Origin of the sequence: Acinetobacter sp. SH024, assembly GCF_000163635.1 — a bacterium.
In the GTDB taxonomy this organism is placed as follows: domain Bacteria; phylum Pseudomonadota; class Gammaproteobacteria; order Pseudomonadales; family Moraxellaceae; genus Acinetobacter; species Acinetobacter pittii.
Map to the genome: position 1 here is coordinate 316,749 of NZ_GG753603.1, position 21,741 is coordinate 338,489.

Consider the following 21,741-nt stretch of genomic DNA (forward strand, 5'->3'; position numbering starts at 1 on the left):
TAACTACGTAGTAGAGNTTTTTTATGAGAAATTACATTTGGCTCTGGATATAATTTTCAATACCAACATTGCCAATAAGATCAATTTGAGTATCTAGCCAGTCCCAGTATTCTTCTTCTTTTTCTAGAATTTCTTGAACAAGGTCACGAGTGACATAATCTTGCTCTGTTTCAGCTAAAGCAACCGCTTTTTGAATTGCTTCTATATTCTCTTTTACTTTACGAATGTCACAGTGCAGAACTTCTTCTGTGTGTTGACCAATATAAAGCTTGCCTAAATGTTGAAGGTTAGGTAGTCCTTCTAAAAATAAAATACGTTCAATGATTTTATCTGCATGTTTCATTTGACGAATTGATTCTTTATATTCAGCAGAGCCAAGCTGCTCGACTCCCCAGTCATTAAACATGCGCGAATGTAAAAAGTATTGATTAATTGCAGTTAAATGATGATACAGCACTTGATTGAGCTGATTAATGACATCACGATTGCCTTTCATTGTAGCTACTCCAAAACAATTTCTGCCTCAAACTTAATTAAGGCAATCTATAAATCCATTTTAGTGAACAATGATGGAGATGGCGAGTAATTTATGGAACAGCAAATGAAAATCGCAATCAAAAACAACACAATATTAGAAAGGATGTTTTTATGTCAAAAAAAACCGCTTGAATGAGGAACTATAAAGGTTCCGCAAAAAGCGGTGGAGGAGTCAATAAATTTTGTTAAATATTAATTTTTATTATGCAGCTACAGAAATGCGAGCAGCGATTTCTGCTAATTCTTCGCTAATAATAGCGCGAGCTTCTGGTGCACAGCGTCCACAGCATGTACCAAGATCAAGCAAATCGCGAATTTCACGATAGCTTTCAGCGCCATTTTCAATAGCGTCTTTAATATCCTGATCGGTAATGCCACGACACAAGCAAACGTACATGGGAGTGATCCCCAAATATAAATGCGATAATTGATATTATTGATAATTATTATCGTTTGTCAATGAAATTCATTTAAAATCTCATTTATCATTATTGGGATTTTGGATAAAAAAATACCACCTAAGCGGAAATCTAAAAAGAATTTAGATTTTTATGCCAAGGTGGTTCGTTTTTTAAAAACTAAATATTTAAAATTGGATAGTTTGAAAATTTATATCTTATTGATTAATAATTACAATTCCGTCCATTTCCACTAGTGCGCCTTTTGGCAAGCTTGCTACACCAAGAGCTGCACGTGCAGGGTAGGGCTGAGCAAAATATTCACCCATAATTTGGTTTACGAGTTGGAAATTTGATAGATCAGTTAAAAAAATATTGAGCTTAGCAATATCTGCAAGTGAACCACCAGCAGCTTCACAAACTGCTTTTAAATTATCAAATACACGGCGAATTTGAGCTTCGATACCTTCTACAAGTTCCATACTGTATGGGTCTAAACCAATTTGCCCTGAAAGATATAGCGTATTGTCTACTAAAATAGCTTGAGAGTATGTGCCGATAGCAGCAGGGGCATTTTCAGTATGAATGACTTGGCGGGACATTTGGTTCTCCTTGATTAAATCTATTTCCATCATAATCGATGATAGCTTTGGACAAAAGTATCATCGATTTAATTGATTAAGTGAATTTGGAAAGTTTGATTTTGTTAAGGAAACAAAAATTTATAACCAATAGTCTCTATAAAGATTTAACTTACTTTTGAAATTTCCATTTGTGGAGCAGGAGCGTCTAAACGTTCAATCCGTGGGAAACCATAGTGCATGCGTAAATCACGAATGACTTTTGCAATATGTTTACGGTTATTCACTACAATATTCACAAAAGTTCTTTGCTCATTTGAGTGAACCATCTCTACCCCAGCGTTATTTTTACGACATTGATAGATAAGGTCTGATACCTGTTCATCATTCATTGCCATATAAATAGCGAGGTAGGCTGTAAAACGTACATCATCTACATCATCTGCTTTCCATTGAAGCGGCATGATATTTTCAGGATGTAGATGTTGTTCATGTAATAAGTTATGACAGCGAATTCGATGAACAATTAACCCGCGACGCGTTAAATGTCCTTGAATTGGATCGCCTAGAATAGGGTTGCAACAATGTGCATATTTAACGTCAACTCCTTCAGTACTTTGAATAAGTCGATCTGAGTTTTCCACTTGCGGATGTTTATCATGAGCAAACAGGTGGTTTGCTACAAGTTGAGGTAGTAAATCGCCAACCGCAATTTGTTCAAACAATGTATTTTTATTATCGATGTGACGCCATTGCAATAGATCTAACCAGTCAGCTTCAGAAAGATCATTGATTGAACGATTAAAGAGTTTCAGTGCTCTAGAAAGCGCTTGTGCACCAACTAGACGTTGTTCTTCGATATCTTGATCTTTTAGTACATGCTGTAATGCACGACGAGCTTTCTGCGTATTAATAAAACTTAGCCAGTCTGGATTTGGTGTTGCCAAAACATCCGTAATAATCTCGATAACCTGACCGCTAACTAATGGTGTAGAGAGTGGTTTAATCTCTCCATCGACTTTTGCACCAACCGCATGGTTACCTAAAAATAAGCTTGCTGAATAAGCAAAATCAACTACGGTAGCGCCTTGCGGTAGCTCATGCAGTTGACCGTGTGGTGTATATACCCAGATTTTTTCTTGGTGTAGATAATCAAGCAAATCATTAAAAGTTGTTTTAGCACATTCACCGTCAATCAATGTATTTAAGTTCTGCATTGAAGCCTGAATGGCGGAGCGGCAAGTTTGCGGCGCATTTTCACCTAACACTACCCCAAAACGGGCAGCTTTACGCATGAGCTCGGTTTGAATGGTAAGAGATAGTGTTGTTTTTTCGCCTTTAAGCTTTATCAGTAAAGACTGATTACCGCCAGGTAGTGGGCGACGAATATGGTCTTGGTACTGGATAACCTGAAAATTTTCTCTTAATGCTTCTTCTAAGCGGTCACAGTCGGCAATGCTTTGTAGAACAATTTCAAAAGCATGACTATGAGTAAGCTCTTGGAGATCCATCTCGTTTTTAACGAAATGGCGTAATAATTCGATATTGTTATTTTTCTTCTTAATACGGCCTTGAATATGATAATTATGCAGAAGTTCAGCGAGGTTTTGTTCCCAGATACTTTGATATTTACAGCGTTCGGGCTTTGTTTGAAGCAGAGCATTTTGAACGTTATCAAACATATCAAGGTCAAGGTTTTGATAACAAAGATTCTCTAGATTATCGCCCATTTCATTCATGCCGACTAATCTTGCCATCGGTACAAATATATCAAAAGTTTCTTGAGCAATGCGGGCACGTTTATCTGGACGTAAAGCACCTAAAGTGGTCATATTATGATAGCGATCTGCTAATTTAATAATGATGACACGTGGATCTTGTAAGGTCGCTTGCAAGATTTTTCGGAATGAAGCTGCCTTGTTATATTCTTTATCGCTTGATTGGCTAAGTTTGGTTACACCATCAACTAGCTCTGCAACTGTTAGGCCAAACTTCTCAATAATATCTTCTTTTGTATATTGAGTATCTTCAATAACATCATGCAAAAGTGCTGCCATTAAAGTTTCAGCATCTAAACGCATGTTTGCAAGAATGCAGCTTACCGCAATCGGATGCAAAATATAGGGTTCGCCACTTTTACGCGTAATGCCAGTGTGCGCTAGATCGGCAAAATCGCAGGCAGCAAGCACTTTTTCGACTTCACTTACCGATAAGTAAGGGTCGATAATTAATTTGAGCTGTTGCTTGGCTTGGCTGACCTCTTCGCCTGGCATAAATCACCCTTTTTCCTATTGCTGAAAAACTAAATCTATCTGCTTCTTAATGAAAAGCATATTGCGGAACTTGTCAATTTTTTCATTTGAAAAAGTGTATTTTTTTTTCAATGAAAATAATTGCTTTTCTCAATATATTTAAATATGGGACAAAGCCAAATAAAAAACCATCGCAGAAAAACGATGGTTTTTTTATGAAACAGGGTGAATTAGAAAGAAAAACCTTCTAAATTCAAGCTGTTTGTAGAAAGGGCAAGATCAAGACTAGAAGTTTGGTAATCTTGCTCACGTTGTTTAAGGATTTCTTTCGTAACGTGCCCTGCCGCGATTTCGCGCAAAGAAACTACAGTCGGTTTGTCGTTATCCCATTCTACAGTTGGCTCCATGCCTTGACGTGCCAATTGACGAGCACGTTTACTTGCAACGAGCACAAGCTCAAAACGGTTGTCTACATGATCTAAACAATCTTCAACGGTGACGCGTGCCATAAAAGTTCTCGTTTTGGAATGGTGAATTTGAACAGACTAAATAGTATAAAAGGCTTTCGATCTAGACTCAAGTTATTCCTGTTTTGGTTGAGGAGTAATCAAGTCCTGAATTAAAGCTTGATGACGTTTTGCTTGCTGAGATAGCACCAAACGGTTTGCTGTAATTACAGCTTCAAGCTCATGTAAGGCTTTATTAAAATCATCATTAATAATGATGTAATCAAAGTTCGTGTAGTGCTGCATATCTTCTACTGCACAGCTTAAACGATGCTCAATGACTTCAACTGAGTCAGTGCCGCGATTAGATAAACGCTGACGTAGATCAAATTGAGTTGGAGGTAAAATAAATATTTGCTTGGATTCAGGGAAAAGCTTGCGGACTTGTTCTGCACCTTGCCAATCAATTTCAAGTAAGACATCGTGTCCTTGAGCTAACTGTTGTTTTACCGTAGCTTGAGAAGTGCCATAGTAGTTACCAAATACTTCAGCGTATTCGATAAAACCATCATGGTTGACTTGGTCTAGAAATTCATCTTTTGTAGTGAAGTGATAGTGAACACCATCTAACTCACCGGGACGTTGACCTCGGGTTGTATGTGAGACTGAAACATGTAAATTGCTCACACGGTCAAGCAGGGCTTTTACCAAAGATGTTTTGCCCGTTCCTGATGCAGCAGAAACGACAAACAATAGACCCGACATGATATTTTTCCTGATATGATAAAATATCTTCGCTATTGTAGTGTACCGTGCGTTTAAACTGAATAGTTTTAATTGCAAATATTCAAGAGAAATTCCCCTGTTTTATTAATTTTGAGGCTGTTATGGAAATTGTGTTAGCTAATCCGCGTGGTTTTTGTGCCGGTGTTGATCGAGCCATAGCAATCGTCAATCGGGCTTTAGAATGTTTCAATCCTCCTATTTATGTACGTCATGAAGTTGTACACAATAAATTTGTGGTAGATGACCTGCGTCAAAGAGGGGCTGTTTTCGTTGATGAGCTGGACCAAGTGCCAGATGATTCTATTGTAATTTTCAGTGCGCATGGTGTTTCAAAAGCAGTTCAGCAAGAAGCAGAGCGTCGAGGCTTAAAAGTTTTCGATGCGACTTGTCCATTGGTGACTAAAGTACATATTGAAGTGACTAAATATGCGCGTGAAGGTACTGAAGCTATTTTAATTGGTCATGAAGGGCACCCGGAAGTCGAAGGTACAATGGGGCAATATGACAAATTAAAAGGCGGTGATATTTATCTGGTTGAAGATGAAGAAGATGTTGCTGCACTTACCGTACGACATCCTGAAAAACTTGCTTTCGTAACACAAACAACGCTTTCTATTGATGATACAGCTAAAGTTATTGATGCTTTGCGTGCAAAATTTCCGCATATTCAAGGTCCGCGTAAAGATGATATTTGCTACGCAACTCAAAACAGACAAGATGCTGTGCGTGATTTAGCTGAAAAGTGTGATGTGGTTTTAGTTGTAGGTTCACCTAACTCATCAAACTCAAATCGATTACGTGAGCTTGCAGAGCGTATGGGTAAAGCCGCTTACCTTGTAGATAATGCTGATCAGTTAGAGCAGTCATGGTTCAATGAGACATGTAAAATTGGTGTTACTGCTGGTGCCTCTGCGCCAGAAATTTTGATTAAACAAGTGATTCAACGTTTACAAGATTGGGGTGCTCAAGCACCGAAAGAATTAGATGGGCGTGAAGAGAACATAACTTTTAGTCTTCCTAAAGAATTACGCATTCATGTGACTCAAGCGTAAAGTGTGATGTATTTAACATACTGATTTTAAAAATTTAAACAGATAATTGTTGATATGACAGTTATCTGTTTTTTTATACCCTTTATCTGCTTTGTATTTGTTTTGTAAACATAAGACGTAAAATTTAATTAATAAATAAAAAATTTTAAAGTTTATTTGGGGTGTGGGGATGAGGGGAATTATTCCGCAAGACGGGTTCACCTTGGTTGAGCTTATGGTGACGATTGCGGTCATGGCTATTATCGCGATGATGGCTGCACCATCTATGTCGAATTTATTAGAAAGCAAACGACTAGATGGAAATCAACGAGATCTAATCAATACTTTATCGGAAGCAAAGAGCCAAGCCATACTTGGTCGACAAGACGTTTCTATTAATCTGAATTCAACAGCTTTAAATACTCCCACTTCCTTGAATTGGAAAGCTGATTCCAATAACAGTCTTGAACTTAAAAATATCGCTGCTGATGGTACGCAGAGTTCATTAACAGCGACGACTTTAACTTTTAATGCGAATGGGGTAATAACCAATATCACCCAAGACACAATTTTATCTATCTGTAATTCAAAAATAAATAAAAAGAAAATTCTTATTTTAACAAAGCTTGGCACATTAATTTTTAAAGCTGAGGAGACATGTTAATGCAGGGTTCTAAACAAAAAGCTCAAGTCGGGGTGGGTTTATTAGAAGTGTTGGTTGCCTTAATTTTAATTGCGATAGGGGTTTTAGGATATGTTGCCTTGCAAGTTCGGGCTATGGATGCTTCTTCAGAGGCATTAAGCAAATCTCAAGCGATTATGATCATGAGAGGATTAGCAGAAAACATTCGCGTAAATAGTTCTCAAGCTAGTCAGTATCCCGCATTTGTCCGTAGTTATAGCAATTATTCATCTACCACCGCAGCTCCTACGTTGTGTTTCAATACAGCTTGTACACCTTCTCAGCTTGCCCAATTTGATGCATATCAAGCAGCAAAAAATGCTGATCAACTTGGCATGAAAATCACAATGACAAATTGCCCAGGGGTTACAAGCACGATGGCCCAGCAGAGGCAATGTCTTTTTGTTTTTTGGGGAAAAACCGCTCCAGTAATTACAACAAATGAGGGAGTCACGAGCGCGGATGTGTCGAGCTGTATGAGTACAAATGGCGTTTATGTCAATAATTCGAACTGTTTAATGATGGAGGCATATTAATGGCTCACTCATTTGTATTATGGAAACAACGAGGCTTTACATTAATTGAGCTGATGGTTGCATTGGCTTTAGGTCTAATTTTAGTAGCCGCGGCAACTCAATTATTTATTGGTGGACTTCTATCAAGTCGTCTACAAAAAGCAAATGCTGAAATACAAGATAGCGGTATTTTTGGCTTGGAATATATTGCCCGTGATATACGCCTTCTAAATTATGGAAATGTAACCAACCCAATATTAACTGATACGACCCCTTGGGGCGGTGTTGTATTAACTGCTTCAACTGCAACCAATAACAACAATGTTAATTTTGTCCCTAACGTTGGAACAAATACTTATATTGCTGACACATTACTTAGTCGTGGTGCAGGGGATACGGTGAGTACTGTGAGTAATCACTGGAAAGGTCTTTCAAATATACAGAACAGTTCAGATGCTGCTGTGCAAAGTGATCAGCTGACTATCCAATTTATTGCACCTACGAATATGACCAATTGTGAAGGTGTAAATGTACTTGCAGGTGATTTAATTGTAGAGCGTTATTTTTTACGTCTGGATAGCAATGGTAGTTCCCAGCAAGATTATGCACTTGCATGTGATGCAAATACTCCCTCTGCTGTAGCCACAGCTCAACCGACCACTGTTGCTGGGTTAGGCGACGCTGGTCAAATTGTATTGCCGCGTATTGATCATTTCCATGTGCTGTTTGGTGCAAAAAATGCGGCTGGCAATTTTGCTTATTATACCATTCCCCAATATCGCGCTGCTGCACAGGCTGCCCGAGATGCCACGCCATCTGTGATGCCGCCACGAATTCTTTCAATACAAATATCTGTATTAGCGCGCTCTACTAATAATGCCCAAAGCAAAGCAATAGATCCTGAGCAATCTTTTTTTATGTTAGATCAAACCGTGCATGCTTCTGATAATACAACTCGATTCTTACGCCGCACTTATAACTTAACAATTGCTCTACGCAACGCGATGGGGGAAAGTCTATGACCCATTTAATTCATAAGAGTAGATCTAAGGAAAAAGGGGCAACCCTTATTGTTGTGCTTATTATTTTATTGATTGTTATTTCTGTAGGCGTTTTAGCAATAAGAGTGGCTATTGTTTCTTTAAAAGTTGCTACCAATAGCCAAGTTAGCCAATTAAATTTTCAGTCATCTGACACTCCTTTAGAACTCATTGTGCAGATGAATCCTACCACCCTAACTAATATTACTAATGTGATTGGTGCCGCGCTTAAAGAGCATGAAAGTAATCCTGGAGCGGAATACAACTTTTGTTATAAGCCTGTTTCTACAGCAACAAATTTTGCTCAGACCAGAGGTGCAAGTTTACTTCGAGCAGGAAGCGCCAATAATGCGGTTGTCGAAGATGGCGGCGTGGCGGGTTTCTGCAATTTAACAACTGACTATGGAAGTAATCGTCAAGCAGTGGTTACCCAAGTTGCTGTAAGTGTTCCAACAGATGCTGCTAGCGATATTCCAGGCTCAAATTTACCACGAGGAACAAATACCTCGGAAGGTACGCAACTTCCTAAAAGCATGTTGTCTACGCAACGTATTCGAGTGATTACAACTGCTTTTTTGCCAGCCTATGCATCTACCTCTATTGAAACTTTACAAAGAGATTGTTTAAGCACGAGTTCGGCAAAAATTAGCGATAATTTTGATACCGCATTAACGGCTAAACAAACATTGGCGGAGTGTTTGGCAAATCATAACGTGCCTTTTAGTACTCAAGTTCAAGAATTTAACTATACCAATAAACTCACTCAAATTACGGCACCAGGTTCATAACGGGGAATATCGTGAAACTAAAATTGAAGAATTTTAAGCCAAATAATTTATGGTATGCCATCTGTTCGAGTTCAGTTGCTTTTACATGGCTAATGACAAGCTCCGTTGTGCAGGCGAGTGATTTACAAATTTATGCTTCACCTACAGCTGGTAAAAAAACCATTGTGATGATGTTGGATACATCAGGAAGTATGACCAACAATAGTTATGGCGAAAACCGTCTGGCTATGCTTAAAAATGGTATGAATGCTTTTTTAGCCAGCAATAATCCTGTTTTAAATGATACTCGTGTGGGCTTGGGAAATTTCTCTGCAAATGGTGATAGCCGAAGTGGGCAGGTTCTAGTGGCTGCTGCTCCTTTAGGTGATGCGAGTACTTTAAATACAGTGGGTTCTCAACGTTATAAATTAAAACAGGCTGTTGCAAATTTAACTGCTGGCGGGTCAACGCCTTCAGCACATGCTTATGCGGAAGCTGCTGCTTATTTGATGGGCACAACGACGTATTCAGAGGCAAATTATGCCATTCGAAAAGATAGCTATATAAAGCGTGTGCGAAAATCTGATAATAGAACGGAATACTCTTATTGTACGAATTATCGCGATTCACAAATCGATACTACAAATCTATGGCAACCTTGTCGTTCTAATAACTATTGGAGTAACTGGTCAACTTCTAATCCGGGTGTGGATGCGGCAACTGCTTATGATACTTCGTCGGATTGGACCTATTCTTATACTTATTACTACACCACTTTTAATTATGCTGTAGCAAATGCGGATAGTGGTATCCCAAAATCAAAATCAAACGATACAACCAGCAATCCGAATATTGTTGTAGATAGAAATGCCTCTAATTTAAATGCCATTTACCAATCTCCTTTGCCTGCAGTGGCCAATCGCCAGAGTTGTGATGGGCAGGGTATTTACTTTTTATCAGATGGAGAACCGAACAATACCACAAATACACGTTCGGCAACTGTCATGTCGACAGCCCTAGGCAGCACTTTGGGAGCAAATTTTACTTGTTCTGGAGGTTTGTCTAACACGACAGCAGACTCTGGTTGGGCCTGTATGGGGGAATTTGCAAAAAGATTATTTGATAAAACAAAAAACCCAGCTGGAGTTTCTATTCAAACAGCATTTGTCGGTTTTGGTAGTGACTTTTCTAGTTTAAGTTCTTCTGATGTAAAAAATGCCTGTCGTTTAAGTTCGAGAACCCAATCTGATCGTAAAAGTGATGATAATTGTTCGCCGAATCAGACCACAAATGCGGTCGCTGCACCTGGTTATGGAAATGGAGGATTTTTCCCTACCCAAAGTGCGCAAGGTGTAACAGATAGTGTTATCGCATTTATTAATAACTTAGATAAAGTTCCTTTAGAACCCTTAACCACAGGTGCTATCTCTGTTCCTTATGATGCACTAAATCCTAAAAATTTACAGGAATATGGTTACTTACGTGCTTTTGAGCCAAACCCAGCTAACACCTACTTAACATGGCGAGGAAATTTAAAGAAATATCATGTTGTTTTATCGGGAACAAATGCTGGTGCTTTTGAAGCTAATACTGGTGGGTTGGTTTACAACGCAACTGGGGCATTTAGAACGGGTACAAAAGATTATTGGAATAGCTCTAATTATAATGATGGAGGTAAAGTCTTTTTTGGTGGTTCATATGCAAAAGTTCCTTTACCAATTGCTGGACAAAATGAAACACGTGATGAAGAAGGAAATATCACAAAATATTATTACGCAGTACAAACTAAAATCCGCAACTTATTTACTGATGTTTCCGCTGTTGCGGCAGATGGTAGCTTAACGAAAATATCGACTTCTGGAACTAATTTGCTAAAAATTCCAGCTACTCCACCAGAAGGAACTAATCCTTTTGATAGTGTGGCTAATACAGCAAGTTATGTTTTAGGAAAATTTAATGCATCAACTGGACAAGATATTTTAAAAGCTTTCCCGATTGGCTTGAAATTAAAAATATTAAATTATCTAGGTTACTCAACTGATATTAGCGCTACGACTTTACCTTCGTCATTAGTTACATCGAATGAACCCTATTTATCGATGGGCGGTAGTATTCATTCTTTACCGGTGCAGCTTACCTATAATGGAACATTAGATGAAAATGGGAATTTAACATCTGCGCGTGAACAATCTATTCTCTATGGAACGATGGAAGGTGGTCTGCATCTTGTGGATGCTTCAACTGGCGTAGAACAAATGGCTTTCGTTCCGGCTGATATATTAAATGATCCAATTGCATCAAAAGCTTTAGTGGTTGGCCAAAGTGATGCCTCAGCTCCTGCTCACGGTATGGATGGGGCTTGGGTATCTGACCCTGCATATAGTATTACTACAACGGGAAGCGGTAGCTCAGCAGTATCAAAAGTAACTGCAAAGCAAATGAATATTTATGGTGGCATGCGAATGGGTGGCAGCAGCTATTATGGCTTAAATGTCTTAAATCCTGTCTCACCTAAGCTCCTGTTTAGAGTAGGAGCAGATCAAACTGATTATAGTCGCATGGGGCAGAGTTGGTCTAAACCTGTACTTGCAAATATACGTTATAACGGAGTTATTAAACGGGTTATGATTGTTGGTGGTGGCTACGACCAATGTTATGAAAACCCGAATATTACCTTGAGTAATTCTTGCTTTACGAATGGAAAAGCAAAAGGGAATGCTGTTTATATTATTGATGCTAAAACTGGGGAACGCTTATGGTGGACTAGTGATACAGGCTCTAATATAGATAACTCTAATATGAAGCACAGTATTGTTAGTCGCATTAGTACCTTAGATCGAGATGCTGATGGTTTGGTAGACCATTTATATTTTGGCGATTTAGGCGGGCAAATTTTCCGTATCGATCTTAATAATAACCAGACAAAAACAAATTCAACTTATAGCAGTTTCGGTATTCGAGTTGTTCGATTAGCGAATTTAGCAACAAATGACTCAACTTATGATGCTTCGAATGACTATACCGCTGGGAATGCGCCGCGTTTTTATGAACCGCCAACAGTGACAATTCATGATTATGGAATCCGCACTTTTATTACTGTCGGTATTGCTTCAGGTGACCGTAGTACACCTTTAGATGTTTATCCGCTTACAGGTCGTGAGGGGATGTCACCGAGCACCGCATTAAGCGGAAGACCTGTAAACAATGTCTATGGGATTATCGATAAAGACTTTATCAAAAAGAATTTAATGTCTTTAGCTGATAACCAACTTGAAACAAAAGATATTACTCGATTGACGCTTCGAAAAAATCCACAAATTTTACGGTCTGGGGAAACACGAGTAGCACAGATTTTCTTTCCAAACACTGGGGTGGGGCAAAGTGGTTGGTATCGCTCACTTTCTAGTATGAGCGATGGCACAGAGAAAGCTAATAATAGTTTCCGTATTAAAGGAGGTCTTAAAGCTTTTGAAGAACCTATGGCCGTTACGGGGACTTTAATTGTGCCTGTTTATGATCCGCAGGGAACAGGCATTGTAGCGGCAGACCCATGTTTACCACGTGTAGTAGGTGAAACTGACCAGCAGACGTTCTGTTTACCATTTGGCGCCTGCCTTAATTCTGATGGGTCAATTGATCAAAATAAAGAGAATGGAAGTGGATTCAAAACACAAACTGGTACTAATTGCCCAGTAGGAGCTTCCGAATGTAATAAAAACGTTATTGGCTCCGGTATTCGTGGCGTAACATTTGTACCAACGGAGGATAACCCACCTGCGACTAATAGTTGTGGGAAATTAAAGCTGTCTGGAAACGAGAGTGGAACGGGCGAGTGGCAATGTACAAGTCACTTAGTTCCTGCGCGCTGGTATGAGCGTTATCGCTAAAGGATGACTTATGAATAAATACTATATCCAACGGTTTAATCAGGGTGTTACCTTGATTGAGCTCATGGTTGTCATCGTGATTGTCGCTATTTTTGCTTCGATTGCTATCCCTTCATATCAAAGTTATAGCCGCAGAGCGACTGCCTCTGCTGCTAAAGGTGAAATTCTAAAATTGGCAGAACAGTTGGAACGGCATAAATCCAAGAACTTTACCTATAGAGGATTTACTACGACATCTGTAACTTTGCCACGGGGTGGTTATACGATTGAAATTAGTGATGATACGACGACAGGAAATTTATTGACGAATGCTGCTGCAAATGGGCAGACATGGGTCATTAAAGCGACAACTACAGATTCAAGAAATTTTAATTTTATTGCTAAGAATTCAGGTTTGCGTTGCCAAAGTTTAACAGCTACAGCTGTTGATAATGACTGTGGTGGAACAGTCACTTGCAATGTATGTGAAACAAATAGTGAGAATTGGCAATGAAGAATGGTTTTACCTTAATAGAACTCATGATTGTAGTAGCAATAATTGCAATTTTAGCAGCTATAGCGACACCTTCGTATTTGCAGTATTTACGCAAAGGGCATCGTACAGCTGTTCAATCTGAAATGATGAATATTGCCCAAACATTAGAATCAGAAAAAGTAGTTCATAATCGTTATCCGTCGAATGCGACGATTACTTCGATTTATGGTTCTAGTGTCAGTCCTCAACAAGGCCAAGCCCTATATAACTTAGCTTTTGCTAGCATAACTGATTCAAGCTGGGTGTTAACTGCTACACCTATTGCTACTAGTTCTCAAGCTGGTGATGGGATCATTTGTCTTAATGATCAAGGGCAAAAATTTTGGACAAAAGGTGCAACTGATTGTGCATTATCTGCCACATCAAATTGGCTACAGTAATTTTAAATTCAAAACTGCGGATAACTCAAAAAATAATCTTTCTTTCAGGGCGAAAATCACGTAGAATGTCGCCCTCTATGAAAGGGGTTTGAAGTGTTGCCGATGGTCGGTGCAGGGATAATCCGTAAGAATTATAAGGCTTTTATCATGGTTGTTATTCGTTTAGCACGTGGCGGCGCAAAAAAACGTCCATTCTATCAAATCGTTGTGACTGACAGCCGCAATGCACGTGATGGTCGTTTCATCGAGCGTATCGGTTTCTTTAACCCGACTGCACAAGGTCAAGCAGAAAAACTTCGTTTAGACGCAGACCGTTTTGCTCACTGGGTTTCTCAAGGTGCTCAACCTTCTGAACGTGTTGCTTCTTTAGCTGCTCAAGCTAAAAAAGCTACTGCATAATTTTTGTAGTAGGTAGCCCATGACATCAACACAGAATGTTCCCGAAGATCGTATTCAGATTGGACAGTTACGTTCAGCTTATGGATTGAATGGGTGGCTCTGGGTGTATTCAAATACAGAACCTATGAGCAACATGTTTGACTACCTGCCTTGGTACATTGAGACCAAGGCCGGTTGGCAAACAATAGATGTAAAACGTTGGAAACCACATGGCAAAGGCCTAGTTGTTGCGTTGAAAGGTGTGAGTGATCGCACTGGGGCGGAAAGCTTGGTTGGCGCTAATATCTGGATTGCTAAGTCTCAACTGCCAAAAGCAGATGTAGATGAATACTACTGGTCAGATTTAAAGGGCTTAACTGTATTAGGTCTTGATGAAGAAGAACAGGAAGTAAACTTAGGGAAAATTCATGAGTTGTTTGAAACTGGAGCTAATGATGTGATGGTGGTCCATGCTACCCCAGACAGCATTGATTCAGAAGAGCGCATGATTCCTTGGCATAAAGATGTAGTACAACGTGTTGATCTTGAAGCTGGTCGTATTTACGTCAATTGGGGCGTAGATTATTAATCCTTTTAGGATTAATACAGCAGGAAAATAGAGGAGTCTGTGATGTTTTTTGCAGTCATTACGCTTTTTCCTGAAATGTTTGAAGCGATTACAGCCTACGGCATCAGCGGACGTGCGGCAAAGCGAGATATTGTACAAGTCACTTGTATTAATCCTCGTGATTTTGCTGAGGGAAACTACAGAAGAGTGGATGAACGTCCATTTGGTGGCGGCCCAGGTATGGTGATGATGGCTGAGCCTTTGGCGAAAGCAATTGCACATGCCAAACAGCTTGCCTCACAAGCAGGACATGTTCATGTCCCTGTGGTGTATATGTCCCCACAAGGCAAAACCTTAAATGAACAGGCAGTACAGCAGTTTGTTGATTATGACGGCTTAATTGTACTGTGTGGACGTTATGAAGGAGTCGATGAACGTTTGATCCAGCATTATGTTGATCAAGAATGGTCAATTGGTGATTATGTTTTATCTGGTGGTGAACTGCCCGCTATGGTGTTACTTGACAGTATTATTCGCCGTTTGCCGAATGTAATGTCAGATGAACAATCAGCAGTACAAGATTCTTTTGTTGATGGTCTTTTAGATTGTCCACAATATACAAAGCCTGACCATTTTGAAGGGCTGGATGTGCCAGAGGTATTAAAATCTGGACATCATGGCAATATTGAAAAATGGCGTTTTTTGCAGCGATATCAAAGAACTCTAGAGCGCCGACCAGAGTTGGTCGAAAAGGTTGAGTTGACTAAGCAGCAAAAAAAATGGCTAAAAGATACGCAAGTGAATAACGGTAACTCTTAATCGTTATTCTCAAGAACGAAAGTTCTGCAACAAGACGAGAAGCAATGCTTCGAGTTAAAGCATAATTCTATTTAATGAATAGTTTTATGTAAATTTAAAGGCTCTTTATAGACATATTGTCGTAAAGGGAAAGATAAACGGGTTGATATGCGCTTTAGCCTCTATCCCCAGCGGAAATTCAGACCTCTTCTGACTCCGCACATATTGGAGATTCCCACAATGAGTGGTAAACATCCTTTAGTTCAAGCTGTTGAAAATGCACAGTTAAAATCTGATATCCCTGCTTTTGCTCCTGGTGACACTGTCATCGTTCAAGTAAAAGTAAAAGAGGGTGATCGTGAACGTCTTCAAGCATTTGAAGGTGTTGTAATCGCTAAGAAAAACCGTGGTTTGAACTCTGCATTCACAGTACGTAAAATTTCTAGCGGTGTTGGTGTTGAGCGTGTATTCCAAACTCACTCACCAGTTGTTGCTAAAATCGAAGTGAAACGTCGTGGTGACGTTCGTCGTGCTAAACTTTACTATCTTCGTGACTTGTCTGGTAAAGCTGCACGTATTCGTGAAAAATTACCAGCTCGTAAAGCGTAAGCTTATAGCGAGTAAAAAAATGCGCCTTTTGGCGCATTTTTTTGTTTAAAAACTATAGTCCTTGAAGTTTCAAACGGTTTGCGTGTTGACGATAAACTGATACAGGATCGGAAGCGAAAATAGAACGTATACCAAGTACTTGGTTCACTTCATCTAAATGATTCCAGTTGTAATCATCACGAATTGTTTTACCAAATTTGGCACTGCATCGGGAAACAAGTCCATCATTATCACCAAATGGATCGACTACTAGACTACTGCCTGTAAGCGCAATATCAAATGGATCTAATGGGTTGGTCAGCGCTTTATTCCCCGAGAAAGAATACATATAAATACCTTTCTCTTGATATGTCCCTTCACCACAAGAAGTAGTTGGTACACCCATAGGGAATTGAGCATTAAATTGAGCTGAACCTTGAGTTGATAAGCTATGAGCACCTGCTAAAGAGTCATGCGGATAGCTTGTTGGGTCTAGGCCTCCTGCCCAAGTAATGGCTGCTGAAAACCAGTTTACTAACGTTGCCAGTCCAGACAGAGGAGTACCCTCAACATTCAGGATCACATCTGCCATTGGTGATCCTTTATGAGGTGCACCTATCGTAGTGAGTGAGGCAACTTTCTCTGGCATGATACCGGCCACATAGCAAATTGTCGGGCCCCCATGGCTATGACCGATTAAGTTGACTTTAGGCTTACCAGTAATGGCAATAATCTCTTCTACTTGCTGGGCAAGTTGTTCACCACGCACTTCTGTTGAGTTAAAAGGTGACACTCTGGTGGCCCAGACATTTCCTCCATTACGAGCAAGATCCGGAAGGATTTGGTACCAGTAATCGAGACCAAGTGTATCTGTCCCAACTCGGTTAAAACCCGCCATACCGTGGTTAAAAACCAGTGGATATTTGGTTTGTGCATAAGATGAATAGACGAACGAGTTTTTAACTTGTTCAGCATTTGTTGCATGGGCCGCTGAAATACTCAGTCCTGAGAGCATTGCAGTGCAAAAAAACGTTAACTTCCTTTTCATTTTTTACTCACTATTTTTATTTTGTATGAAAAGCAGCTTCTTACTGCTAGTGCTTGTTTAGCCAGTTCCTAAAAGAAAAGGCTTAATAATTAAATGGCAGTTCACCTCCCTGATCATGGACCGTTTCAAAAGTTCGAAGTCTTAATTGTTCTTGTGATGAGTTAAATTGTTGTTGGCGTAATTGTTGTATGGCTTGGTTTTTAGCACTATCGCTCATATTGCTTTTAATAATTTCATCTCGTCCACTCAAGTAACTTGTGACCCTTTGCTGCCAAGCACTACGCTGTGTATCTAAAGTTTCTAATCGTTGAGTCGCCTCGGCTCCAACAAGTGCTGTACGCATTTGTCTAAGTTCTTCTGCAGAACCATGACGAGCTTTAATTTGTTTGGTCAGTGCATGTAAATCATCAAGTTTTGAGAGCTCTTGTAGGTTTTGTTGCCAGTCTTCTGGTAGTTGTTCAAAGCGTTCTTTAAGTTTTTGAGCCTTTTCAATTTCGCTTAAAGATGAGTCCTCAAGTATTTGCATACGATCAAGCGTATAGTTCTGATAGATATCTTCGGTTGAGAAGAGTCCATCAATTTCAGCGGCCGAAAAGAAACGTTTTCTTAAATCTTGAATTGAATTAAAAATCTTTTGAAAATAATTTTTATCTTGTTGTTTTGATGGAGGTGTTTGGATTTGAGCAAGCTGTTCACGGTATTTTAAGTAGCGGGTCCATAAATCCAGAATCTGTGAGCGAGCTGGTTCTAAATATTTTCCCTGAATAAATTGTCCAAAGTGATTTTTAATTTGCTCTAAATCATTTTCTCCATATTGGGTAATAAAATATTCAAAGCAGTCGCGTGTTTGACTGTTAACGACCAAATGTTGGGTACTATCAATTTTTAACTGACAGTTAACTTCAGTATCTTGCTGACTTTTACTATGGTAAGCATCTGCATTTAGCGATGAATGATTTGTAGGTGGAATAGATGCTAAGCTTTTAGCTTCGTTCTGATTTAGTTGAGTCGATGTATTTTTTGATTCTGGGCTTAGCCAATACACACATGCAATGAGGCCCAAAATAAAAAATCCGAGCACGCACCACAATACCTTCTTCTGCATCCCTTGCATAAAGATATCTTCCTTAAGTTTTAATTTGTTGTTTTTTTACTCGATCATTAATGTGCCATAAAATAAGTGAAAAGGCACCTAAATATTGTGAAAATATCTTGCCGAATTTGCTAACATGTCGGCACTTTTTTCTAGCTTTGTGTTCCAGTAAAAATGACGACAAAAAATCAAAAAATTTCTCGTCGCCATATCAGTGGTGTATTTCTATTAAATAAACCATTAGGCTTAAGTTCAAATGCCGCTTTGCAAAAAGTGCGTTGGTTATATCGCGCCCAAAAAGCAGGCCATACTGGAGCGTTAGACCCCTTGGCGACAGGTTTGCTCCCGATTTGTTTGGGAGAAGCGACCAAGTTTTCACATTATTTGCTGGACTCAACAAAGCGTTATCAAACCACTGTTCGATTGGGACAGACCACTACAACAGGTGATGTGGAAGGGGAGATTTTACAAGAGCGTCCTATTCCGGTGCTTAGCCAAGAACTTATTGAACAAACCTTAGAGAAATTTAGAGGAGATATTCAACAAGTTCCACCCATGTATTCGGCTTTGAAAAAAGAAGGTAAGCCGTTATATGAGTTGGCGAGAAAAGGTATAGAGATTGAGCGTGAAGCGCGTCCAGTCACGATTTATGCTTTAGAGCTTATTGAGTTTACCGAAAATAGTATCACTCTGGATGTAACCTGCTCTAAAGGTACATACATCCGTGTATTAGGTGAAGATATTGGTGAAGCACTTGGTTGTGGTGGACATTTAACGATGCTAAACCGGACTCAAACAGGACATTTTGAGCTTATACCGAGTTATACCATTGAATATCTGGAAAGTTTAACAGAAGAGCAAAGAGAAGCTTTGCTACTTCCAGTTTATGCACCAGTTGACCATTTCTTAAAAATTCAGGTTCCAGAAGGGCGTGAAAAATATTTTTGCAACGGTTTAGAAAGCAATATTGAGCATTCTGCAGAAGCAGAAGTTTTGGTGTTTTCGGGTGAGCGCTGTTTAGGCTTAGCCGAGATTACCGATAAAAAACGGTTGGTACCTAAGCGTATCTTAAATTTGTAGTAGATGTAGAGTATAAAGCATGGGCATGGAATGGGACGTTATCCTTAGTTTGATCTTTTTTGCGTTTACTGCAGGAGCAATTGATGCTGCTGTGGGTGGCGGTGGACTCATCCAGATTCCCGGGATCATGAGCACTTTTCCTAACATGTCGACTGCTACGGTGATTGGTACCAATAAAGTCTCATCCATTTTTGGTACTGCATCAGCGGCTTATACATTTGCTAAAAAAGTTAAGTTGCAATGGAAGCTTTTAGCCGTTATTGCCATTTGTGCCTTGATTAGTTCTTTTGCCGGCGCGGCATGCTTATCACTTATTCCACAATCCGTATTGCGTCCTTTCGTTTTCGTAATGTTGATTGTGATTGCGATTTATACCCTAGTTAAAAAGAACTTCGGTCAAGTTCATACTGAGCAAAAAATTACCACGAAAATGTTAATTTTAGCTGGTATCGGTAGTTTGGCTATTGGTTTTTACGACGGTATTTTTGGGCCAGGTACAGGTAGTTTCTTTATTTTCTTCTTTATCCGTTTTTTACAAGTTGATTTCTTGCATGCTTCAGCTTTGTCAAAAATCGGTAATTTTATGACTAACTTAGCTGCGCTGAGTTTCCTCATCCCAACTGGTCACGCGATTTTACATATTGGTTTAATGATGGCGGCGGCTAACGTGCTAGGTTCTATTGTTGGGGTGCGTACTGCGCTTAAATATGGTAGTGGTTTTGTGCGAATTATCTTTTTAATCTTGGTGAGTATTCTGATTTGCCGTTTGGGCTATCAAATGTTTGTTACGGGTTAAATAAGATTAAAAAAGTATGAGCTGTCCCTAAAATGCAGTTCATACTTTTTTGTATCATTTGAAATTAGAAATATAAAAATCATTACAGAAGTTTACTAGAAAGAAAACTGTGTAAAAAATAGTCTCATTTTAAGCTACTTAAACATTATAAATTTCAACGTATGATAAACCTTGAAATAAAAAAGATTTTTTAGCTAAAAAATGAGGAAGAGAATGAATATTTTCGAAGCATTAAGAGAAAGCCATGAAAATCAACGTAACCTTTCTGAACAACTTATTCAGACACATGGTTTAACTGAAGAAAGAAAAGAACTATTTGATGCATTAAAAAATGAACTTTATGCCCATTCAGTTGCCGAAGACCGTTACCTCTATATTCCTTTAATGTTTGACGATGTCGGTTTAGATATTACGAGACATGCTTTATCTGAGCATCACGAAATGGATGAGTTGGTTGAGCAGCTCGAAAAAACCGATATGAGTAGCCCAAGCTGGTTAGCAACCGCCAAACAGTTGAGTGAAAAAGTCCATCACCATTTAAAAGAAGAAGAGCATAAGTTTTTCCAGCAAGCCGGAAAAATTCTGAAAGACAGTGAAAAAGAAACGCTGGGTAATAAATATTTAAAGGAATATAAAAAGTATAAAAAGCAGCAGTAGAGCAAACCTACGCAGCTTTTCTAGTGCTTCTTAAAGTAACCCCAATCGAGGCCAACATTACACAAGCCAAAGCCACCCATTGCAGCATGCTGATTTCTTCGTGAAGCAATAAGAAACCCGTTAATGCTGCCAATGCAGGTGCTAAACTCGTTAGAGTCCCGTAAGTTAACTTATTGAGTTGTTTGAGAGCCATTAAGTCGAGTGCATATGGAATTGCAGTCGCTAACACCGCAATAAGTAAGGCTTTACCCCAGTACTGTGTCTCAAGTAATGCAGGAGCATTATGCCAGATTCCAATTGGCAATAAGGCAAGTGCAGATACACCGATCCCAATCGTTAAGGCGTGCATCCCGATATTTTGGGTCACAACTTTATGACCGAAATAGATATAGAAGGCCCAGCAAAGTCCTGCACCTAGCGCACATGCTGCACCTACATACGAGAAATGGTGTTGAATAGGGTTTTGCCAAGGTACCATGAGTGCAATGCCTAACATGGCTAGTGCTACCCAAATGTAGTCGCTCTTTTGTTTAATAGAAAGAAGCGCAAGGCCTAATGGACCAATAAACTCTAATCCAACAGCAATACCTTGGGGTAATTTTCCAAGTGAGGTATAAAATAGGATATTCATTAAGCCTAAAGATGCGCAGTACATCAATAAATCACGCCATTTTAAATAGGGTAAGCGTGACCAGATTTTCCAAGAGCGAAACATGATCGCGACGATGACTGTTGCAAAGCTCAGCCTTAAAATTGTAACGGTGAGAGGGTCTAATGTTGCAATGAGCTGTTTGGCAAATGAAGCGCTGATTTGATATGAGACCATAGACAAAATCATATACAGCACAGCAATAATTGGAAGATTTTGCATGGAAAATACTCTAGCGCTTCATCTGAT

Annotated in this window: 24 protein-coding genes and 2 pseudogenes; 16 read left to right on the forward strand and 10 right to left on the reverse strand. The window is 39.3% G+C overall.

Annotation, left to right across the window (positions count from 1 at the left end; translation table 11 throughout):
• Positions 1–31: 31 nt before the first annotated feature.
• Complete coding sequence (bfr, locus tag HMPREF0013_RS20265) at positions 32–496, reverse strand: heteropolymeric bacterioferritin subunit Bfr (protein WP_002117082.1); 465 nt, start codon at positions 494–496, stop codon at positions 32–34.
• 243 nt (positions 497–739) lie between these two features.
• Entirely contained in the window at positions 740–934 is a 195-nt protein-coding gene (locus HMPREF0013_RS20270; protein ID WP_000289091.1) for a bacterioferritin-associated ferredoxin, read from the reverse strand.
• A gap of 102 nt (positions 935–1,036) precedes the next feature.
• On the opposite strand from HMPREF0013_RS20270, the pseudogene HMPREF0013_RS25005 reads away from it, so the two are divergent.
• Positions 1,037–1,164, forward strand: a pseudogene (locus HMPREF0013_RS25005) (hypothetical protein).
• Here the strand turns inward: HMPREF0013_RS25005 and HMPREF0013_RS20275 are convergent.
• From HMPREF0013_RS20275 to gmk, 5 genes and pseudogenes are all read right to left on the reverse strand, one after another.
• The gene (locus tag HMPREF0013_RS20275; protein ID WP_002116996.1) at positions 1,154–1,537 is read right to left on the reverse strand and encodes a RidA family protein; all 384 of its coding nucleotides are present in this window, start codon (positions 1,535–1,537) and stop codon (positions 1,154–1,156) included. The pseudogene HMPREF0013_RS25005 and the gene HMPREF0013_RS20275 sit on opposite strands and share 11 nt — an antisense overlap.
• A 146-nt stretch (positions 1,538–1,683) precedes the next feature.
• On the reverse strand, positions 1,684–3,789 hold the full coding sequence (locus tag HMPREF0013_RS20280) for a RelA/SpoT family protein (RefSeq protein ID WP_002116807.1): 2,106 nt from the start codon (positions 3,787–3,789) through the stop codon (positions 1,684–1,686).
• Between the two features lie 15 nt (positions 3,790–3,804).
• Positions 3,805–3,927: pseudogene (locus HMPREF0013_RS25010) on the reverse strand (hypothetical protein).
• Positions 3,928–3,998: 71 nt separating this feature from the next.
• Positions 3,999–4,277: a DNA-directed RNA polymerase subunit omega gene (rpoZ, locus tag HMPREF0013_RS20285; RefSeq protein WP_002116990.1), complete on the reverse strand. Its 279-nt coding sequence runs from the start codon at positions 4,275–4,277 to the stop codon at positions 3,999–4,001.
• A gap of 72 nt (positions 4,278–4,349) precedes the next feature.
• On the reverse strand, positions 4,350–4,979 hold the full coding sequence (gmk, locus tag HMPREF0013_RS20290; RefSeq protein ID WP_005804544.1) for a guanylate kinase: 630 nt from the start codon (positions 4,977–4,979) through the stop codon (positions 4,350–4,352).
• Between the two features lie 122 nt (positions 4,980–5,101).
• Here gmk and ispH point away from each other — a divergent pair, with 122 nt between their 5' ends.
• From ispH to rplS, 12 genes are all read left to right on the forward strand, one after another.
• Positions 5,102–6,052 (forward strand): 4-hydroxy-3-methylbut-2-enyl diphosphate reductase, encoded by a 951-nt coding sequence (gene ispH / locus HMPREF0013_RS20295; RefSeq protein ID WP_002116992.1) that lies wholly within the window; start codon positions 5,102–5,104, stop codon positions 6,050–6,052.
• Positions 6,053–6,221: 169 nt separating this feature from the next.
• Positions 6,222–6,695: a pilus assembly FimT family protein gene (locus HMPREF0013_RS20300; RefSeq protein ID WP_005804545.1), complete on the forward strand. Its 474-nt coding sequence runs from the start codon at positions 6,222–6,224 to the stop codon at positions 6,693–6,695.
• A complete protein-coding gene (gene pilV / locus HMPREF0013_RS20305) occupies positions 6,689–7,249 on the forward strand; it encodes a type IV pilus modification protein PilV (protein WP_078210318.1) in 561 nt (186 codons plus the stop codon). The genes HMPREF0013_RS20300 and pilV overlap by 7 nt, the downstream gene beginning before the upstream one ends.
• A complete protein-coding gene (locus tag HMPREF0013_RS20310) occupies positions 7,249–8,250 on the forward strand; it encodes a PilW family protein (RefSeq protein WP_005804547.1) in 1,002 nt (333 codons plus the stop codon). Before pilV ends, HMPREF0013_RS20310 begins: the two co-directional genes overlap by 1 nt.
• Positions 8,247–9,056 (forward strand): PilX N-terminal domain-containing pilus assembly protein, encoded by an 810-nt coding sequence (locus HMPREF0013_RS20315; RefSeq protein WP_005067126.1) that lies wholly within the window; start codon positions 8,247–8,249, stop codon positions 9,054–9,056. Before HMPREF0013_RS20310 ends, HMPREF0013_RS20315 begins: the two co-directional genes overlap by 4 nt.
• Before the next feature lie 11 nt (positions 9,057–9,067).
• Positions 9,068–12,922 carry a PilC/PilY family type IV pilus protein gene (locus HMPREF0013_RS20320; RefSeq protein ID WP_005804549.1) on the forward strand — a complete coding sequence of 1,285 codons (3,855 nt, stop codon included), beginning with the start codon at positions 9,068–9,070 and terminating at the stop codon, positions 12,920–12,922.
• Positions 12,923–12,932: 10 nt separating this feature from the next.
• Positions 12,933–13,415 (forward strand): type IV pilin protein, encoded by a 483-nt coding sequence (locus HMPREF0013_RS20325; protein WP_005804550.1) that lies wholly within the window; start codon positions 12,933–12,935, stop codon positions 13,413–13,415.
• Positions 13,412–13,837, forward strand: a complete 426-nt coding sequence (locus HMPREF0013_RS20330) for a type IV pilin protein (protein ID WP_025464177.1) — start codon at positions 13,412–13,414, stop codon at positions 13,835–13,837. The genes HMPREF0013_RS20325 and HMPREF0013_RS20330 overlap by 4 nt, the downstream gene beginning before the upstream one ends.
• A 147-nt stretch (positions 13,838–13,984) precedes the next feature.
• The gene (rpsP, locus tag HMPREF0013_RS20335; RefSeq protein ID WP_000260334.1) at positions 13,985–14,236 is read left to right on the forward strand and encodes a 30S ribosomal protein S16; all 252 of its coding nucleotides are present in this window, start codon (positions 13,985–13,987) and stop codon (positions 14,234–14,236) included.
• 19 nt (positions 14,237–14,255) lie between these two features.
• Positions 14,256–14,804: a ribosome maturation factor RimM gene (rimM, locus tag HMPREF0013_RS20340; protein ID WP_002116736.1), complete on the forward strand. Its 549-nt coding sequence runs from the start codon at positions 14,256–14,258 to the stop codon at positions 14,802–14,804.
• A gap of 42 nt (positions 14,805–14,846) precedes the next feature.
• Entirely contained in the window at positions 14,847–15,602 is a 756-nt protein-coding gene (trmD, locus tag HMPREF0013_RS20345) for a tRNA (guanosine(37)-N1)-methyltransferase TrmD (RefSeq protein ID WP_002116964.1), read from the forward strand.
• Positions 15,603–15,821: 219 nt separating this feature from the next.
• A complete protein-coding gene (gene rplS, locus HMPREF0013_RS20350; protein ID WP_002116654.1) occupies positions 15,822–16,190 on the forward strand; it encodes a 50S ribosomal protein L19 in 369 nt (122 codons plus the stop codon).
• 52 nt (positions 16,191–16,242) lie between these two features.
• Here the strand turns inward: rplS and HMPREF0013_RS20355 are convergent, their stop codons facing one another.
• Positions 16,243–17,184: a lipase family alpha/beta hydrolase gene (locus tag HMPREF0013_RS20355; RefSeq protein WP_078210319.1), complete on the reverse strand. Its 942-nt coding sequence runs from the start codon at positions 17,182–17,184 to the stop codon at positions 16,243–16,245.
• Between the two features lie 115 nt (positions 17,185–17,299).
• On the reverse strand, positions 17,300–18,331 hold the full coding sequence (locus HMPREF0013_RS20360) for a lipase secretion chaperone (protein ID WP_005804553.1): 1,032 nt from the start codon (positions 18,329–18,331) through the stop codon (positions 17,300–17,302).
• Positions 18,332–18,484: 153 nt separating this feature from the next.
• Between HMPREF0013_RS20360 and truB the strand changes: the two genes are divergently transcribed.
• From truB to HMPREF0013_RS20375, 3 genes are all read left to right on the forward strand, one after another.
• Positions 18,485–19,390, forward strand: a complete 906-nt coding sequence (gene truB, locus HMPREF0013_RS20365) for a tRNA pseudouridine(55) synthase TruB (RefSeq protein ID WP_002116937.1) — start codon at positions 18,485–18,487, stop codon at positions 19,388–19,390.
• A 19-nt stretch (positions 19,391–19,409) separates the two neighbouring features.
• The gene (locus HMPREF0013_RS20370; RefSeq protein ID WP_000525218.1) at positions 19,410–20,186 is read left to right on the forward strand and encodes a sulfite exporter TauE/SafE family protein; all 777 of its coding nucleotides are present in this window, start codon (positions 19,410–19,412) and stop codon (positions 20,184–20,186) included.
• A 213-nt stretch (positions 20,187–20,399) separates the two neighbouring features.
• A complete protein-coding gene (locus HMPREF0013_RS20375) occupies positions 20,400–20,843 on the forward strand; it encodes a hemerythrin domain-containing protein (RefSeq protein WP_001019905.1) in 444 nt (147 codons plus the stop codon).
• Positions 20,844–20,850: 7 nt separating this feature from the next.
• On the opposite strand, the gene HMPREF0013_RS20380 is transcribed toward HMPREF0013_RS20375, so the two are convergent.
• Positions 20,851–21,714 (reverse strand): EamA family transporter, encoded by an 864-nt coding sequence (locus HMPREF0013_RS20380; protein ID WP_005804554.1) that lies wholly within the window; start codon positions 21,712–21,714, stop codon positions 20,851–20,853.
• Positions 21,715–21,741: the final 27 nt, after the last annotated feature.

Coding starts and splice junctions, on each gene's coding strand:
- bfr (WP_002117082.1), bottom strand. CDS start 496: ATGAAAGGCAATCGTGATGTCATTAATCAGCTCAATCAAGTGCTGTAT.
- HMPREF0013_RS20270 (WP_000289091.1), bottom strand. CDS start 934: ATGTACGTTTGCTTGTGTCGTGGCATTACCGATCAGGATATTAAAGAC.
- HMPREF0013_RS20275 (WP_002116996.1), bottom strand. CDS start 1,537: ATGTCCCGCCAAGTCATTCATACTGAAAATGCCCCTGCTGCTATCGGC.
- HMPREF0013_RS20280 (WP_002116807.1), bottom strand. CDS start 3,789: ATGCCAGGCGAAGAGGTCAGCCAAGCCAAGCAACAGCTCAAATTAATT.
- rpoZ (WP_002116990.1), bottom strand. CDS start 4,277: ATGGCACGCGTCACCGTTGAAGATTGTTTAGATCATGTAGACAACCGT.
- gmk (WP_005804544.1), bottom strand. CDS start 4,979: ATGTCGGGTCTATTGTTTGTCGTTTCTGCTGCATCAGGAACGGGCAAA.
- ispH (WP_002116992.1), top strand. CDS start 5,102: ATGGAAATTGTGTTAGCTAATCCGCGTGGTTTTTGTGCCGGTGTTGAT.
- HMPREF0013_RS20300 (WP_005804545.1), top strand. CDS start 6,222: ATGAGGGGAATTATTCCGCAAGACGGGTTCACCTTGGTTGAGCTTATG.
- pilV (WP_078210318.1), top strand. CDS start 6,689: ATGTTAATGCAGGGTTCTAAACAAAAAGCTCAAGTCGGGGTGGGTTTA.
- HMPREF0013_RS20310 (WP_005804547.1), top strand. CDS start 7,249: ATGGCTCACTCATTTGTATTATGGAAACAACGAGGCTTTACATTAATT.
- HMPREF0013_RS20315 (WP_005067126.1), top strand. CDS start 8,247: ATGACCCATTTAATTCATAAGAGTAGATCTAAGGAAAAAGGGGCAACC.
- HMPREF0013_RS20325 (WP_005804550.1), top strand. CDS start 12,933: ATGAATAAATACTATATCCAACGGTTTAATCAGGGTGTTACCTTGATT.
- HMPREF0013_RS20330 (WP_025464177.1), top strand. CDS start 13,412: ATGAAGAATGGTTTTACCTTAATAGAACTCATGATTGTAGTAGCAATA.
- rpsP (WP_000260334.1), top strand. CDS start 13,985: ATGGTTGTTATTCGTTTAGCACGTGGCGGCGCAAAAAAACGTCCATTC.
- rimM (WP_002116736.1), top strand. CDS start 14,256: ATGACATCAACACAGAATGTTCCCGAAGATCGTATTCAGATTGGACAG.
- trmD (WP_002116964.1), top strand. CDS start 14,847: ATGTTTTTTGCAGTCATTACGCTTTTTCCTGAAATGTTTGAAGCGATT.
- rplS (WP_002116654.1), top strand. CDS start 15,822: ATGAGTGGTAAACATCCTTTAGTTCAAGCTGTTGAAAATGCACAGTTA.
- HMPREF0013_RS20355 (WP_078210319.1), bottom strand. CDS start 17,184: ATGCTCTCAGGACTGAGTATTTCAGCGGCCCATGCAACAAATGCTGAA.
- HMPREF0013_RS20360 (WP_005804553.1), bottom strand. CDS start 18,331: ATGCAAGGGATGCAGAAGAAGGTATTGTGGTGCGTGCTCGGATTTTTT.
- truB (WP_002116937.1), top strand. CDS start 18,485: ATGACGACAAAAAATCAAAAAATTTCTCGTCGCCATATCAGTGGTGTA.
- HMPREF0013_RS20370 (WP_000525218.1), top strand. CDS start 19,410: ATGGGCATGGAATGGGACGTTATCCTTAGTTTGATCTTTTTTGCGTTT.
- HMPREF0013_RS20375 (WP_001019905.1), top strand. CDS start 20,400: ATGAATATTTTCGAAGCATTAAGAGAAAGCCATGAAAATCAACGTAAC.
- HMPREF0013_RS20380 (WP_005804554.1), bottom strand. CDS start 21,714: ATGCAAAATCTTCCAATTATTGCTGTGCTGTATATGATTTTGTCTATG.